12 protein-coding genes and 2 pseudogenes are annotated in these 16628 nt (G+C 56.5%); 6 read left to right on the top strand and 8 right to left on the bottom strand.

The features are described from left to right. Nucleotides 1-23 precede the first annotated feature (23 nt). Nucleotides 24-377, bottom strand: a complete 354-nt coding sequence (locus GGD50_RS25420; protein ID WP_183939901.1) for a winged helix-turn-helix transcriptional regulator — start codon at nt 375-377, stop codon at nt 24-26. Between the two features lie 122 nt (nt 378-499). Between GGD50_RS25420 and GGD50_RS25415 the strand changes: the two genes are divergently transcribed. Continuing rightward, complete coding sequence (locus GGD50_RS25415) at nt 500-877, top strand: YybH family protein (RefSeq protein WP_183939899.1); 378 nt, start codon at nt 500-502, stop codon at nt 875-877. Nucleotides 878-1080: 203 nt separating this feature from the next. Here GGD50_RS25415 and GGD50_RS25410 read toward each other — a convergent pair whose 3' ends face one another. The 3 genes from GGD50_RS25410 to GGD50_RS25400 all read right to left on the bottom strand — a co-directional run bounded on the left by GGD50_RS25410 (nt 1081) and on the right by GGD50_RS25400 (nt 4348). Continuing rightward, nucleotides 1081-1560, bottom strand: coding sequence for a chemotaxis protein CheW (locus GGD50_RS25410; protein ID WP_183939897.1), 480 nt, complete (start codon nt 1558-1560; stop codon nt 1081-1083). After that, nucleotides 1560-3353: a methyl-accepting chemotaxis protein gene (locus GGD50_RS25405; protein WP_183939895.1), complete on the bottom strand. Its 1794-nt coding sequence runs from the start codon at nt 3351-3353 to the stop codon at nt 1560-1562. The genes GGD50_RS25410 and GGD50_RS25405 overlap by 1 nt, the downstream gene beginning before the upstream one ends. A gap of 275 nt (nt 3354-3628) precedes the next feature. Next, entirely contained in the window at nt 3629-4348 is a 720-nt protein-coding gene (locus GGD50_RS25400; RefSeq protein ID WP_183939893.1) for a helix-turn-helix transcriptional regulator, read from the bottom strand. 509 nt (nt 4349-4857) lie between these two features. Here GGD50_RS25400 and GGD50_RS25395 point away from each other — a divergent pair. From GGD50_RS25395 to GGD50_RS25385, 3 genes are read left to right on the top strand one after another with little or no spacing between them, the layout of a single operon-like run. Continuing rightward, the gene (locus GGD50_RS25395) at nt 4858-5085 is read left to right on the top strand and encodes a hypothetical protein (RefSeq protein ID WP_183939891.1); all 228 of its coding nucleotides are present in this window, start codon (nt 4858-4860) and stop codon (nt 5083-5085) included. A 2-nt stretch (nt 5086-5087) separates the two neighbouring features. Beyond that, the gene (locus GGD50_RS25390) at nt 5088-6122 is read left to right on the top strand and encodes a FecR domain-containing protein (RefSeq protein ID WP_183939889.1); all 1035 of its coding nucleotides are present in this window, start codon (nt 5088-5090) and stop codon (nt 6120-6122) included. After that, nucleotides 6119-8872: an EAL domain-containing protein gene (locus GGD50_RS25385; RefSeq protein ID WP_183939887.1), complete on the top strand. Its 2754-nt coding sequence runs from the start codon at nt 6119-6121 to the stop codon at nt 8870-8872. Before GGD50_RS25390 ends, GGD50_RS25385 begins: the two co-directional genes overlap by 4 nt. Here GGD50_RS25385 and GGD50_RS25380 read toward each other — a convergent pair whose 3' ends face one another. The 3 genes and pseudogenes from GGD50_RS25380 to GGD50_RS25370 all read right to left on the bottom strand — a co-directional run. Further along, nucleotides 8873-10375, bottom strand: a complete 1503-nt coding sequence (locus tag GGD50_RS25380; RefSeq protein WP_183939885.1) for a hypothetical protein — start codon at nt 10373-10375, stop codon at nt 8873-8875. It abuts the gene before it with no gap. Between the two features lie 79 nt (nt 10376-10454). After that, a pseudogene (locus GGD50_RS33540) lies at nt 10455-10600 on the bottom strand (IS3 family transposase); the annotation flags it as partial. 1221 nt (nt 10601-11821) lie between these two features. Next, nucleotides 11822-12148, bottom strand: a pseudogene (locus tag GGD50_RS25370) (HAD-IIIC family phosphatase); the annotation flags it as partial. Between the two features lie 312 nt (nt 12149-12460). Here GGD50_RS25370 and GGD50_RS25365 point away from each other — a divergent pair. Both GGD50_RS25365 and GGD50_RS33260 read left to right on the top strand, forming a co-directional pair. Further along, nucleotides 12461-13402: a radical SAM/SPASM domain-containing protein gene (locus GGD50_RS25365; protein WP_183939883.1), complete on the top strand. Its 942-nt coding sequence runs from the start codon at nt 12461-12463 to the stop codon at nt 13400-13402. Between the two features lie 100 nt (nt 13403-13502). Next, the gene (locus GGD50_RS33260; protein WP_281397241.1) at nt 13503-13625 is read left to right on the top strand and encodes a hypothetical protein; all 123 of its coding nucleotides are present in this window, start codon (nt 13503-13505) and stop codon (nt 13623-13625) included. Nucleotides 13626-13642: 17 nt separating this feature from the next. Here the strand turns inward: GGD50_RS33260 and GGD50_RS25360 are convergent. Further along, nucleotides 13643-16628, bottom strand: a 2986-nt coding sequence (locus GGD50_RS25360; RefSeq protein ID WP_183939881.1) for a VCBS domain-containing protein, incomplete at its 5' end; no start/stop codon positions are given.

The raw sequence follows: 16628 nt of genomic DNA, 5'->3' as shown, positions 1-16628 counted from the left end.
TGGGAAGGCAAGAGAACAAGTTTTCAGGGCGCCTCTGGTTGCTTCAGCCGCGGCTTGACGTGCACATCCGACCAAACCGCCAGCTCTCGCAGCAATGGTTCAAGCGTCCGCCCGAACGGCGTGATGGAGTATTCCACCTTTGGGGGCACCTGCGGACAGACGGTACGCAGGATGACCCCATCCGCTTCCAACTCGCGCAATTGCGTCGTCAGCATTCTCTGCGTCAGTCCCAGCAGCAACCGTCCAAATTCTCCGAAACGCTTCGTTCCGTCGAGAATGTGGAAGATCAGGATCGCCTTCCATTTCCCGCCAATAATGTCGAGCGCCGCCTCGACCGGACAGTTTCCATAAAAGGCGTGCCTTTGCTTGCGCGTCATGTTGTCTGTCCGCTCCTTACTTACAAATATGACAGTATAGGCTTCAGTTGTGCGTACTTGCGTTTTTTGCCTGAAAGCGTCAATCACCGGTTCAACGAAACCAGCACAGAAAGTCTCAAATAATGGAAACCCATCCCATCGTTCGTCTCGAACAGGCCGCACTTCAGCGTTGGTGCACCGGGGACCCATCCGGCTTTTTGGAATTATCGGCGCCCGATGTCACCTATTTCGATCCCTTTCTGAGCGAACGCCTCGATGGCCTCGACAAGCTCACCGCCTATTACGAGAGCATTCGCGGCAAAATCTTCGCGCCCAAATACGAAATGATCGAACCTTGCGTGCAGAAAGTCGGGGATGGCGCTATCCTCACGTTTCGTTTTAACTCCTACAGCAGCAGCGAGGGCGCACAGATGCGGTGGAACTGCACCGAAGTGTATTGGCGCACAGAAGGGACTTGGCGGATCTTACAGACGCACTGGTCATTTACCGCGCGGGAGTGACCCTACGAGACCTTGAGGCGAAGCGACGGTTGGCAACCATCGACCATTTATTACCGGGGTCGCAACTGCGTCGGACACACACGGACCAGAAAAGCATCCGCAGCGTTTGTCGCGCAAAATGAGGCGCACAGCATTGTTCGGCGGCAACGCTGTGCGCTCATATGGTCGTCAATACTTAAGGGGTCGAATCTTGCCGTGGAACGTTACGCGGCAAGACCGTTGATGTCGCCCGGCGGGAACATTCGCGCCAGATTGAGGAAGCAAATCATGCTGTCCTCATGGGTGATGATGCCATCGGAAAAGCCGCGATCAAAGGAGGTGGCTATTTCCGGTACGGGCTGGATCTCGTCGCCGCGGACGGTGAGAATGTCCGACACTTGGTCGACCAACAGACCGAGCACCATCCCGTGAACCTCCGCCACCACAATGGCGCTGCGTTCATTGGGCGCGGTTGCCGCCATGCCGAGCTTGCGAGCGAGGTCGATGATTGGAATGACCGAGCCGCGCAGGTTCATGACTCCCAAAACATCGGATGGCGCATGCGGGAGCGGGGTGGAAGGGGACCATCCGCGAATTTCGCGGATGGTGGTGGTCGTGACGCAGAATTCCTGTCCATGGAGACGAAAGGCGATAATTTCGAGCGTATCGCGTCCGGCGCCGATCAGGGATTTAGGCTCGGTCATCAGAATGACTCCCAGCCGTCACTTGCAACGGCAGCGTTGGCGTGGAAGGCAGCCGCCACCTTGGTCGCCATTGCCCGCGCAGGAGAAGCGACCGGCTTCGAGGTCGCAGTTGCCGCAGCCGGCCGTGTTTGCCGTGACGCCGGGCTGCCTCCGATGTTGAATTGAGCCAGCAATTGGAAGAGCGCATCGGCCTCTTTCGCGAGGCTGTGTGCAGCGGCTGTCGATTCTTCGACCATCGCGGCGTTCTGCTGCGTGCCCTGATCCATGATATTGACCGCCTGATTGATTTCCTTGATCCCAGTCGCCTGCTCCCTGGAGGCCTCTACGATAGCTCCGACATTGCCGTTGACCTCCTGCACCTGGGACACGATGGTTGTCAGCGCGGTACCCGTTTGTCCAACCAGTGCGACACCATCCTTCACATGCGCGTTTGAATCAGTGATCAGATCCTTGATCTCCTTGGCGGCCTTGGCCGACCGCTGAGCAAGTTCGCGCACCTCCTGGGCGACGACGGCGAAGCCCTTCCCAGCATCACCCGCACGCGCAGCTTCGACACCGGCGTTCAGTGCCAGAAGATTGGTCTGGAAGGCGATCTCGTCGATGACACCAATGATGTTGGAGATTTCCGAGGAGGAGCTCTCGATCTTGCCCATGGCATCGATGGCGCTACGCACAACCGAGCCGGAATGCTCGGCATTCTCGCGCGTCTTGCGGACGAGCTGGCCCGCTTCTTCGGCGCGGCGGCTCGAATCGGCCACCGTGGTGGTGATCTCTTCGAGGGCCGCGGCTGTCTCCTCCACCGAGGCGGCTTGCTGCTCCGTCCGCTTGGACAATTCGTCGGAGGCCGACCGAATCTGCTGTGAGCCGGCGGCGATTGCACGAGCATTCTCGGCCACCGTCTGCATGGCCGTACGGAGCTTTTCCACTGTGCCGTTGAAGTCTGTACGGAGCTTTTCCAGGGTCGGAATGAATGGCGCATTCAGGCTCTGCGTCAGATCGCCATTTGATAGCTGCATCAACGCGCCCGCGAGCTCGTCGACATTGTTGACCCGGGCTGTGACATCGGTTGCAAATTTGACGACCTTGAAGACCTTGCCGTTCATATCGAAGATGGGGTTGTAAGAGGCCTGGATATAGACTTTCTTGCCGCCCTTGCCGATGCGCAGGAATTCTTCGGCGACGAACTCGCCCCCGGACAGCCTCTGCCAGAAGCGGCGGTAGTCGTCACTGCTCGTGTAGGCACTGTCGCAGAACATCGAATGATGGCGCCCCTGGATCTCCGAGAGCTGATAGCCAAGCGCCCAGAGGAAATTCTGGTTTGCCGTCAGCACCTCTCCATTCGGCGTGAACTCGATAACGGCCTGGGCGCGTGACAGGGCGTCGAGTTTGCCGGCATCCTCGGCGCTTTTCAGCTTCTGCGCTGTGATATCGGTTGCGAATTTGACAACCTTGTAGGGTTTGCCGCCGCGGAAGATCGGATTGTAGGAGGCTTCGATCCAGACTTCCTTGCCGCCCTTGCCGATGCGCTTGTATTGGCGCTGGTCGAACTCACCGCGGTTGAGCCTGGCCCAGAACTCGCGATAGTCGGCGGAGGAGGCTTCCGCCGGATCGACGAACAGACGGTGATGTTGGCCGATGATCTCCGATGCTTGATAGCCCAGGGCGCCACAAAAATTGTTGTTGGCCGTCAGCACCTTACCCGTCATGTCGAATTCGATAATGGCTTGCGATTTATTCATCGCAGCCAGAACCGCCTTGGCATCTGAACCAAAGCCAAATGCGATTGCTTTCATATTGTATCCTCCTAGTACGGCCCATGAAAGCCGGTCCCGTTGTCACCGGCGCGCATCAGCATGCGGCCCCACTGCAGGCAGCAGCGAGAAAGCCGGCTCATCAATGTGGGCTAGGGCAGCGGTGTTGTTTATTGATGATGCGAGGAACTCGCGAAGAGAAGCCGCCGCCATCATGGCAGGTGAGACGCGATTATGCGTCGCTTCCATGTCCCAAAAGTGAGACACGATAGTTTCTAAACAATGAATGCGCCGCGAATTATTTTAGTTTTTAATTCTTAACTGATGATCTGCCGGCGGATCGCTTCGGCGATCGCATGGGTGCGATTGGCGGCGCCGAGCTTGCGGGTTGCGCGCTTGAGATAGGTATTGACCGTTTCCAGCTGGTATTCGGATACGACCGCGATTTCGTCGCTTGTCAGCCCCTTGCTTGCCAAGGTGAGGCAGTGCACTTCGCCTTCCGAGAGCCGAAATATGCTCGCTGCGAAGTGGTCCATCAGTGGTTTCGTGACGGACTTGTGGAGCGGTTCGGCAAGAAACGCCAGCAACTGCCGTTCACTTTCGGTGAACGGACGGTCATTCGTGAAGCAGACGCCGCCATAGACGCAGTCATCACGTGATACAGGAACCAGGAATCGATTTTGGATATCGAGCGAACGGTGCAAGTGCTGAAGACGCACAGGCGCGGCCATCATGTCGAATGCTTCTACTTCGGTCAGCGGCGATTTGCGACGTCGGGACATTATTACGAGTGGATCGGAATGTTGAAGCTCTTCGGCGAAATAGGCCTCGACGTAGGCGGGGGGAAATGAGGTCTCGCTCGAGCGGCCACGCCCGAAATGATAACCATCGATATCAAGCCCACTCACCGCGATGTGCTTGAACCCAACCGATTTGCGCAGTTGCTCCAGCAAATCGCTGCTTCGCAGAATGCGGTGGGCCGGAACGGCAGAGAGGTTCCGATATGCGTCAAAGGATGGAACGACCGCGCAGCCCATATGCAACCTCTAATACTTTATGTATGGCATAACTTTTCGCGTCTTTTGGTAAATCTAACGTTAATACTCGATACTAGGATTCGTGCAAGAACTGCCTCAGGCGACGCCCCCGAATCCGCAGTGTCGTCGGCATTGACGGAGACGCTTTCGCAGATCTCACCGACCGCCCAGCAGAAATCCATACGTCGCCTCTTTTCAAAGCAACACACTGTCCCCGCCTCGCGCGGTTAAATCCATTTTACGCCAACACTATCCGATACGAGAAGCAAAGTTCAGCCTGAGCTGGGAAAGACACAGGCTGCCCCCAGAAATCCAGCTTTTGTTAATGGTTGACATCAATTCATTGCGTTGCCGTGACGCAATTGTCTCCCAGGGGGATGCCGTGTCTGCGGAGCAAGCGAAAGCTCATCCATGCTGCTCGAATGATTTGAGGCAGCTCTTCCTCATCATTCTTAAGAGAGCCCGATGACGGTGCCTGCCTCTTTCTTGTCGCTCCTGAAAAAGGCCACATGCAGAAGCTTATTCGATTTCCACACCAAGATCGCGACCAATCAGATCCCCCCACACCAGATACAAATTTCTTAGTTCCCGAACAGCTCGAGCTGATGCGGTTGTTGGGGCGCAACCGTGAGGCACTGGCGAACCCGGCAAGCTATCTGGAAGCACTTCGGTTGTCGCTATGCGGCAACGATGGCGACGCATCACCCTATCCAGCCAACGCGGAAATTGGAGGGTAGTTGTGTCGCTCGTTGCTCGCGTTCTCGTACTCGTCCTATTTCTTCTGCCGACAACCGCAATTGCCGAGAGCGACGACTGGCAGGTCGCAAAGGCCACCAGCCAGGTAAAATATACGATAGACCTCTCGAACTGGATGGATCTACACGCCGGCGATGTCGTCCCAAACCGGGCCTGGGTATCGACTGGCCCCCGCGGCCGCGTTGAACTTGCGCGTGGTGTCGAAAGTATTGATTTCCAGCCAAACACGACGGCTTCGATTACAACTAACTCCAGCCTCTTTTCATCGCGCAAGACCGAGGTCCGTCAACAGACCGGCACGCTCGATCTTGAGATAGAAAAGCGTAGCCAGCCACATACGACTGTTCAAACGCCCTATCTCGCTGCTGTCGTCAAAGGCACCATCTTCCACGTCAGTGTCGGAAAAACAACGGCGTCCGTGTCGGTTGACCGAGGGTTGGTTCAAGTGACTTCCTTCGCTAGCGGTCAGCAAGCAAATGTAGGGCCGCATCAAGCCGCCTCCGTCGATCGCAATGCCGGGATGACGGTCTCCGGGCAAGTGTCAACGCCGTCGATAACCTCCGTCGCCCCTTCGGTGGCAAAAGTGCCCGCCTTGGGTGCCGCCACGCTATCCGGACAGGACACCGCGAGCGACAGTACTAGCAAATCGTCGCAAGCCGGCACGGCCGGTGCCAGTGGCGATAGCGGCAGTGCCGGCGGCGGCAGCAGCGGCAGAAACAGCAGCGGCTCCGGAAACGGCAACGGAAAAAGCTCCGGTGAGCCCAGCAACGACAACAGCGGAAACGACAGTGGCAATGGAAGCGGAAACGCTGGAAACGGCAACACCGGAAACGGTGGCGGCAATGGAAATGGGAATGGTAATGCCGGAAACGGCAACAATGGGAACGGAAACAGCAGCAACAACGGGAAAGGAAATGGCAACACCGGAAACAGCGGCAGCAATGGAAAAGGGAACAGCGATAGGAACGGGAACGGGAACGGGAACGGGAACGGGAAAGTCAAGAGTAGCAAAAAGTGAAAGGCGTCTACCGCTCTCTGCTACAACTTTACAAGGGCAGGCCTGGAACTGTCCTGCTGAGAGCCTTGCTCGTCCTGATGATCCTCGCATTTCCAGTCATTGGGCCTCAACTTGCTCCCGTCATCCAATTGAACGACGGGTTGGTTGCCACACGGTTCGAATGGGCACCCCGTAACGCTTCCGGACAGATCGCATTCATCGCCATAGACAAACACACCCTTGATGAGGTTGGTGTCTGGCCATGGCCAAGGAACATCTACGGAAAAGTCCTGGACACATTATACGGCGCTGATGTCGGCGACATCTTTCTCGACATCGATTTTTCAACGCCTTCAGGCGCGTCGGAAGACGCGCTTTTTGCTTCGACTTTGGCGAAAGTCGGTGGCGGCGTATTGCTGCCGGTTTTCCGGCAACAGAAAACAGCTTCGTCTTCGCAAACAGAAATTTCACAACCGATTCCACAATTGCTTGCCAATGCATGGCCTGTTTTCGCCAACGTCGCAACGGACGCCGATGGCCTCGTTCGGCGGTTCGATTTCGGGAATGATTTTGATGGAAAGCCAACCCCTTCTGCAGCCTCGGCCTTGTCGGGCGGGGCCAGGATAACCGGCAGCCAATTGATCGACTTCTCAATCGTACCGAAAAGCATACCGACATATTCATTGACGGATGTCATCGAGGGTAAAGTCGGCGCGAAACAACTTGCGGGCCGCTCCATCGTTGTCGGGGCGTCCGCGGTTGAGCTAAAGGACACCTTCAGCGTACCAGTTTACGGCGCATTGGCCGGTCCGCTCATCCATGTTCTTGCCGCCGAAACACAACTGCAAAATCGCAACCTCCGGCAAATCGATCAAACCACGCTCGATCTTTTGTTTGCCGCCGCTTTGATTGTTGGAGTGTTTTGTTTTCGCTCCTTGGGCATGGGCAAGACGACGCTTATTGCCGCCGCGCTCGGCTGCGGCTGCGAAGTTGCAGCATTCTTTTTACAGAAGGACCTGGCGATCGTTAGTGGAACGATCGTTCCCTGGGCGCTTCTGGCATTCGCCTGGGTTCTTGCCTTGAACGAGCGGATAGACCTTGGAGAAATGATTGCCGCTATCGCCAACGTCGATGCTCGAAATTCCCGCCGGCTGATGAGGAGCATAATAGCCGATAGCTCTGATGGGATCATCGCATTTGACAGCGACCTGAGGATGTCAGAAATCAGCGATTCCGCAAGGTCGATCCTGGAAATCCGTGCAGGCGATAGCCTTTTGACGATCAGGGAAGGTTCCGTCTCTCAGGCCGTCTCGGAGATTGTTGGTCAATATGATCCGCAGCAGATCGGGATACAATCCCGGACCGTTGAGTTCCTAAAGCCTCTCAATGAGACGCTCGCGGCCTATGAAGCCTTGATAACCCTTTCCCCCCTGGAGGCAATAGGCCGCCATTCTATAAAGGTTTTCGGCGGATGCATCATCATTCGGGATATCACCGCCAGAAAGCTCTATGAAGACAGGCTCAAGCGGCTGTCTGAGCAGGACGAATTGACGGGCCTGCTGAACCGACGAGAGTTTCTCGCTCGGATTGAAGGACGAAGTGGCATCATCGCTCTGCTCGACATCGAACGCTTCTCAAGCATATGCACCACACTCGGAAGAGAGATCGGCGACGCGCTTCTCAAAGCTGTAGCATTTCGGTTGCTGAGTGCCTTGCCCGATGCGCTTCTTGCCCGCATCGACGGTGACCTGTTTGCCGTACTTTCGGCAGAAGAAGAGCGCGAGCCAAAAGATCATGCTGAAGCGCTCCTGCACCTCTTTAAGGAACCTGTCGCGTATAACGGAATGTCGACGGCAGTCGGAATTCGCCTCGGTCTTGCTCGCTGTGGGCTGGTGAGTGCGGAGGATTCTTTACGCGCGGCTGAATCCGCGCTGGACACAGCAAAGAGGTCATCAGGGCAGTGGAAAGCGTACGATCCGGGAGTGGCCCTTCAGCAAACCCGCATCAGGCGCTTAGAAGTGGAAATGCGAGCCGCGCTCCACGATAATCAGTTCTTCCTTGTGTTTCAGCCACAGATAGATTTGACAACCCGGCGCTTTGTGGGAGCAGAAGCGCTTTTGCGATGGGAGCATCCCGAACTCGGCCTTATATCGCCAGCGGAATTTGTACCGATCGCCGAATCTTCAGGACACATCTGCGAAATCGGGCGATGGGTCCTTATGCAATCCTGCGCAGAAGCAGCGCGCTGGTCGCACGGCGTCATCTCGGTCAACGTATCTGCGATACAGTTCGAGCGGGCCGACCTCGAAGCGGACGTCCTTCGTGCGCTGCATCACAGCGGCTTACCCGCCTCCAGACTATGTCTTGAGCTCACGGAATCGGCCTTCATCAACGATGGCAAACGCTCTGTCGCAAAGATGATGGGGCTTCGCAAAGCTGGCGTCGCCTTGGCCCTCGACGACTTTGGAACTGGCTATTCTTCGATGAGCTATCTTGCCGACCTCCCGCTCGACAAGCTGAAAATCGACCAATCCTTCGTCCGCAGAATGACAGACGACCCGAGTGTCCGCGAGATCGTGAGGGCCATCGTCTCGATGGGACACGGCCTCGGCCTCGAAATCGTTGCAGAGGGAATCGAGGGCGAGGCCGAGATGGAGGCTCTTTGCCGACTGCGATGCGAAACAGGCCAAGGCTATCTCTTTAGCAAGCCGCAACCCGCGGCGGACATACGGCAGCGATATAGGCTCCTGACAGCCGCTGCCATAGGTTAATCAATACATCGAGCCGGATGAGATATCGAATTGCTGTCCATGATTGTTGGTGCAGCGGAGACGATTGTTGGTAGCATCGAATTCTAGGAGATCCATCCATCCGCCGTTGTTCCAAATCGCGCAGGCGGACAGCGATCTGCCGGCCACCATCCGCCAAGTGCCGGCGTTCTGGCCGTTTTTGAATATCCGGCCGGCCGTATCAAACGACACGGAGCTGCCATCGACCCAGCGCCAGGGCTGCCCCGTTAGCTGCTCGAAGATTGGGTCGGCGTCATTTGGCGGATTGAATATAAGCGTCATAAGAAACTGTGCAGCTTTGGTGACATGCTCCAGTTGCGCCTGCAACCCCCTGGTCTGCGCCCGCGTCAGGTCGTTGGGGCGGCCCTTATGGGCGGCATAGCCCCACCAAACGTCGTGCAATTCACGTAGCTGGTTTGGCTGCATGGCTCTCGGGCTATCGCGCCATCCCACCGGAAGCCGTTTGAACACCGCATTCCAGAACTGCTCGCTCAAGAAGGTGTCGAAACTGAACTGATAATATCCAGACTCGAAATCATCTTCATCTTCGGGAAAGAAGAGAGGGCAAGCTGGCGGCAGCAGAGATACGGAGCGCTTCCCAAAAAGATTTGCCTCTTGCATCAATCCTGATGAAATTCCCAAAAGCGTCGCGGGCCTATCGGAGCAAAGAATGTCATAGCTATTGCGGCTCTCGACCTGCAGGGATCGGCTGACACTGGCGAGCACCGACATTTCGCTTTGCATGTGAGCGCCATCCGCCGACGGGTGCGGAAGATAGTGCACGTTTTGATCGTGCAATTCCTTGGTAAGGATCGGCAGTGCATCCGCAATCCGGAAATAGCCTTTTCCGATGATGATGCTGGCATCGGTTGCGGTCTGGCCAACGAAGTAGACGTCGTTTCCCTTCGCGTGACTGCCGGGGGGCGACCTATATCGGTCATAGTGCCTGAACGACGAGGCCAAAAGGAGAGCTTCAGCCTCGATGTCCGCCCTCGACATCGAGGTCAATGACATAACTGCATTGATTTCCCTCGAATTGCTACGCATCGCCAAAACGATGTCCTTCATGAAGCGCAGCGGCGAAATGCGTATGTCGATATATGTGAGGCCTAATTCGTTCAGAAACGTCAGCAACCCAGGCGACGCCTCGTAGCAGATATAGAGGCATTGAGGGTCTATATATCGGCTCAATAGTTGCTTAGAACTATCGTTTAGACTGTTATACTGAGACAGCCACTCCCATTCATTCGGCTGTGGTCCGGCTGGCACGGATGGTGGCGTCAGCAGACCATCTCTCCACATAAGCTGCCTCACACTGGGGCGCGGAGGTTGGGCCAGCAGTTTCGAAAATGGCACCTTCAGAAGATCGTAGAAGAACTCCTTGGCCGGCCAGAAGGAATGTCTGAACACGTCGTCGATAAACGCGATCGGCTGGGGAATATCTCCCATGCCGTTGACGGTTGTAAATTGCGGAGTGTGATCCACCTTAAGCTTCCTTTAGCATTCGGTATGCGTGTTCATTTTCACGAATTTGGCTTTGGTTCTTGAAGCGCGCGGCAGCGCCTGCGATGAAGGTGAACTTCATATCGCGTCCTTCATGTAGACTGCGGCCTTTAGGATATCGCGCTCCGCCTTCAGCTTCGCGACGTCACGGCGCAGCCTCTCGATCTCAAGCTGCTGCAGGTTCGTCTGCCCGTGGCCTGGAAGGGCCTGAGGCGTGACGGCATCGCCCAAAGACTTGCGATCATACCAAGATTTGGTGAGATCGGCGATTTTCTTAAGCAGCGGCACGCTGTAATGCCGGACGTCAAGCGCCTCCGCTTCGGTGGCGATGGTGTTCAAATCCAATATTTCCACGCTGTCATATGCTTCGGCGATGCGCCGCCAAATCGCATTGAAGTAAGCGAGCCGTTGCCGCGTCACGCCCAAACGGCTCGGAATCTTGGGATCGGGAGCCTCTTCGAGCGGTATTATGACCAAAGCCGTCCGTCCGGACTGTTCGATGAATTCACAGAAGCGGACGACGCATTGGGGATAGGCGATCGACTCGAGTTGGTTATTGGTGATGCCCGGCCAATAGCCATTCGCATAGTCGACAAAAGCACCATAGACCAACATTCTGGGATAGTGCTGGTTGGCATATTCTTCCGACAGGAAAAAGCGCAGGTAAAATACGCGATCGAGGTAGTTTGCCGGATCGAAGGCCTGGGGGGCGTTGTCGAACATCGCCGCACTGGCAAGACCGCTAAAGTGAGCGATGGCGCCAGACTGGCAGTTCGCCATGATGCGAAGCTGTGGCTCTGCTTTCGCCGCGAACTCGTCTGTGTAGATTTTTGATCGCACGGCGTCGTCGTGGAAGCTTTCCCCGCGTATCCAGCCGACCGGCGTTGGCAAGACGGGTACCGTGGATATGTCAAGCTGAGGAAACAGCCGCTTCAACTCGCACAACGTCCAGCTTTCGACACCCATGTGCATAATGCGGCAAGAAAATACAAAATGGACAATCTGCCGTTCTTTCTCGAGAGCCGCAAAGCCGACCAATCCATGGTAGCCGTAGTTGTCCCACACAAATATGCTGAAGCAGTCGTAGCGGAGAATGTCGGATACCATTTCCGATACCGCACCCGGCTCGACGCGTGATTTGGTGAAGTTTAGCTGATTGCTTCGGTTGATAAGCTCCTCGATGCGCTGAGCAAAATCGAGGTTGTCCATGCGATGCACCATCGCGACACGAATATTGCAGGAGCGGAGAAATTCCTCCTGCGGCAAGTTGGACGTTTGGCTGTCCCTGAGCCTCGCCTCAAGTATGCGGTATTCTTGAACACGACTCTTACGAATGTCCTTGGTTTGCTCCATAAGGGCATCAAGGGTTTGGTCGCAGAGCTCGGTGGTCGCATCGAGTGTCAATATCTCAGGCAGGAGATATTTGACTTCGTTCAGATTATGAACGTTGTCGTCGATGAACAGCACATTTTGCGCGCGAAGCTGCATGTCTTCGATGAGCTGCTTTATCGCCGGCGCCTTGGGTGCAAAGGAAATTCGCGGGAAAACAAACTCATCCCATATGTCGAATTCGACAAGCTTTCGCTTCGCAATATCCAGATCGTTTTTTGAACAGATCGCCGATACGATACCGCGCTGGTTCAATGTTTTTATATACTCGACGCGATGAGGAAAGAGACGAACCTCGTCGTTTTCAGCAAGAGTGCCGCTCCACAGAGTGTCGTCGAGATCCCATACGATCAACTTGATGTTCATTGGGCAATCTTACTTTCCTAGTTTGATATGCCTGCGGTGCCAAACATCGGAGGGGACGGCAGCGCAGGCGTCTTCAGAGACTTCCTACCGACACAAATTTGCGCCAGCCTTGCGTTGGAATGGCAAGCCTGACGCCAGCCATTGTCGCGAGAGTTGGCCAATGGTAACTTGAAAATGGCTTCGATTCGCCATTGCTCGCGCAGCTTTGAAGTTCCGCTTGCGGCTAGATGCTACCGGACATCGATGTCCGTATCGTCACGACCCATGAGGGGTTTTACTCAACACCCTGGGATTCGTTGGCGGAGATTGATTGTGAGTTTTTTCGACAGATTGCAGCCGTATCACGTATACCCGACCGATGAGTTGGATTTGGCTCGCGAAATGTTCAGGAGATCGGTCTCCCAGGTCGAGATCGAGATTTTTTCGTATTGCAACCGACGGTGCTGGTTCTGTCCCAACGAGAGCATCGACCGCATTACGCACAATGAATATATGCGGCCAGAGCTGTATAGCTCGATCATCGCGCAGCTCGCATCCATTCAATACTCCGGAATGATCACCTATAGCCGATATAATGAACCTTTGGCTGACAGGATCATCTTGGATCGCCTTCGAGAGGCCCGCGCAGCACTTCCCCACGCCTTGCTTCACACCAATACGAACGGGGATTACCTCGACCACGAGTATCTAAACGAACTTTACGACGCTGGAATGCGTTCGCTCAATATTCAGATCTATTTGAAGAACCACGAGCGTTATGATCACGATAAGGTCATAAAGCGCGGCGAGCAGACCCTGAAGCGCCTGCAATTGCCCTCCGTGCTCACCATAAACCAGCCGGGCGTGTGGTACGAAATGAACCTTGGGTTCAAGGACATGAAAATTCGCCTCTACGGCCGCAATTTCGAAGTCAATGGAACCAGTCGCGGAAATCAGGTCGATATCAAGAAGGACTATGTCCGGACATTGCCGTGCAATATTCCATTCTGGAACGTTTACGTCGACTATAACGGAAAAATGGTGCCTTGCTGCAATTACCGCTCCGATATCGTGGAGCATGAAGAATACGTGTTAAACGATCTGAATGAGCAGCCGAGCATTTTCCTCACCTACGCCAGCCCCGCCGCCGCGGCATTCCGCCGATCGATGCTGACGCTTGAGGAGAAGAAGGGGGCGTGTTCCAATTGCCATTTTGGATTGGAACAACTGACACCGCAGCGCATCGACCGAATTGCCTCGACGCTGGCGGCCTAGCTGCCTGCTGGGCGCCTTGCCAAAAATCCGTTGAGGGTATTGTTGTAAATGGCCGCTGAAAAGCGGCCATTTTTCTTTTGCCGCAGAACGGGATCTGAGCTTGTCGGTGATCATGGCGCACGATCTGGCGCCTTCGCCCCGGATCGAGCGCGAAGGTGGCGCCCAATTCGCATCCATTTCAATGAAAAACGGCGCGTCCGAGACGCGCCGCTTCGAGATTTGAGTGCTGGCCGATTGACGTTAGGCGCCAGCGGTTTGCGTATGCGTTGCAAGCTGCTCTTCGTGGCTGTTGAACAGCACGTGGACGGCATCGTGGCCTGTCGGCGCGTAGTTCTGCAGCGTGGCGACCACATGGGTTTCCGAGCCGGTGTTGATGCTGATCTTTGTCGAATTGGTTGCGGTATCAACCGCTGCCGTCATCGACGCGACAGCACTCGCCTCGGTCATGCCCGGATGTTCGCCAACCAACGCGTTCAGCAGGTTGGAAACATCCAGCTTGTCGCCCTCTCCCTTCGGGCTGAAGTCGGTGATGACGTCAGCCATGTTGAGGTTGTGCAGAGCCTGGGCATCGAGCACGAAGGTATCCGCGCCAGCGCCGCCAGTCATGGTGTAGCCGCCGCCGCTCGTCAGCGTGTCGTTGCCGTCGGTGCCATAGAGGTGGCCGACACCGCTGAAGTCGATCTCGGCATAGTCACCATCATGACCGAGCGAGAAGTCGCTGGCCGAGTAGTCGCCGGTGAGACCGATGGTGGCGGTGTGGGTACCGTCGGTGACAGTCAGCACGCCACCGGTCTTCGCCGCATTTTCCGCAAAGGAGAAGCTGGCGGTCGCGGCAGAGATATCGCCGAACCGCAGCGCATCATTGGCGTCGAGGCCGGCGATCGTGCCCGTGAAGGCCGCCGCGTGGTCGATGGTGATGGTGGCCTGGGCGTCCGTGCTCAGCGTGATCGCCTCGCTGAACGAGCCGCCGATTTCGAGGCTGGCGTGACCCGACAACAGCGCTGTGCCGCTGCCGCTGACATTGCCCTCGAGATTGATGTTGCCGCCATTCGCCCACAGTAGGCCGTCATTGACGACGCTGCTGTGTATGTCGAGGCCACCGGTCCCGGTCGCCTCCAGCGTGCCGGTGTTGCTGACCGCGTTGACACCGGTGTCGATGACGAGCGCGTGGCTGCCGTCGGCAATGATCGTACCTTCGTTGACCAGCGTCAGGTGACCGTCGCCGAGCTGGCCTGCACCGGAGATGGTGTTGTCAACGTTGGTCAGCGTGACATCGTCACCGCTTCCGAAGATGACGTTGGCCGCATCGTCGGACAGCGTCACCGTGCCGCCGCCGGTCAGGGTGAGGCCGTGCTGCACGATTTCGAAGGCCGTCTCGCTGCCGGTGGAGGCGAGATGGATGCTGCCGGTGTTGTCGAGCGTGCCGCTGAACGGCATCAACGCGCCGTCGCTGAGCACCATGTCGCCCGCATTATGCGTCACCACGGTCTCGTTGAAGAGGAAGTCGTCTGCCGTGAGAGCCGCGGCGCTGACGCCTACCAGGGTGATGGTCTCGCCATCGCCGAGTGTGATGACGGCATTGCCCGACGCATCGGTCGACAGATGGGCCTGAACGTCCGCGAAGCTTGAGAAGCCCGCGAAACCGACCAGATCGATCTTGTCATGCGCCGCATTGAAGTTGTGCACGACGTCAGCGCCGATGCTGTTCGCGAAGACCAGCGTGTCGTTGCCGCTCGATGCGGTGAGCGTATCGTCGCCCGACCAGGCGAAAATCGGCGAACCCTTGGCATAGGCTTCGACGTTGTCGGCCACAGTGGCCATGCCAGTCGAACCATCCGCATTGGTCCAGGTCTCGGTGACCTGGAGGACCACCGCCCCGGTGACACCATCGGGCGACGTAACCGTCAGCGACGACGGATCGTTCGTCACCACGGACCAGGTGCCATCGGCATTATGCGTGCCTTCACTGAGCACCCAGCCGGCGGGAAGACCAGCAACAGTCAACGTGACCGCGCCGATGTGATGTGACGAATCTGCGAGTGCGAGGTTGATGGCTTCGCCGGAGATGCCGGCGGGCATGTTTAAAGCGTGTACGATCACTTGCGCGGAGGATGATCCACCATCCCCATCGCTGATAACGAAATTAACGGTCCTGTCTCCCGAATTCGAGGTCGAGCTGAATTGAATGTCCTCTAGCAACGCCGTTACCGCAGCCGGCGTAGCATTCGCGTTGAAATTAACCGTCAGTGTTGGACCGGTGGATGAGAAAGTACCAATATTCATCCCGCCATAAGTCACATTGCCGGAGCTTGAACCCAGGATGGTCAACTTGTCTGAGGAACCCGTCGAAGTAACGGAAAGTGTTCCGCCGTTGAAATTGGCGGAGTCTGTGTCTGTGACAAGCGCATGCGGAACCAAATTAACGGTGCCCATCTTCCGAGCGTAATTAATTGACGAATCGGCTCCACTGGTCGTGGTATTCAGATCCAGCACCGGGGCCACATTTTGATGTGCGGCGACGGTGAGCGTCGTTGTGGTTACACTGCTATTTACCGCCCCATCATTGACGGACCAACTGATCGTCCGGGCGGCCGCGCTGGAGCTCGTCGATGCGAACATCACGCTGTCCAGGACCGCCTGGTAATGCGCCAGCGTGTCGGTGCCGGTCAGCGTCAATACGCCGGTTGTGGCGTTGTAGCTTGCCGTAATCGACGTCCCCGTCAGCGTCGCCGACAGTACGTCGCCGCTCGCAAAGCCGCTCGAGATGGAAACCTTGGCTGACGCCAGTGTCGTATTGTCGACGTCCGCCACGGTCGTCGTGCTCGACAGCACGATCGCGGTGGCTCCCGCGGTATAGGACGCAGTCGCGGCAGTGCCGCTCACCACCGGGGCGTCGTTCGCACCATTGATCGTGATATCGATCTGCTGCTGCGTGCCGTCCGCGGTCGTTACCGTGATCAGGTCATGCAGTGTCGTGTTGCTGCCGGTGCTGTTGAGTGCCTGCACGGACGCGTTGCTGTTGTCGAGCGTATAGCTCCACTGACCATTGGCACCGATCGTGAAGTGACCGTAGCTCGTCGCTACATTGCTTTGCACGGTAAACGAATGATCGCTGTCGACGTCCGTCGCGGAAAGCACTCCGTTCGCCGTCGGCACTCCAGCCGTCCCGTTGTTGACACCACCGTCTTCCGTCACACTCTTGGCAACGTCACCAGTGATCACCGCT

The organism is Martinezella paranaensis (genome assembly GCF_014200235.1).
GTDB lineage: Bacteria > Pseudomonadota > Alphaproteobacteria > Rhizobiales > Rhizobiaceae > Rhizobium > Rhizobium paranaense.
The sequence above is the reverse complement of the archived record's forward strand: the minus strand, read 5'-3'. Positions and strand labels throughout refer to the sequence as shown.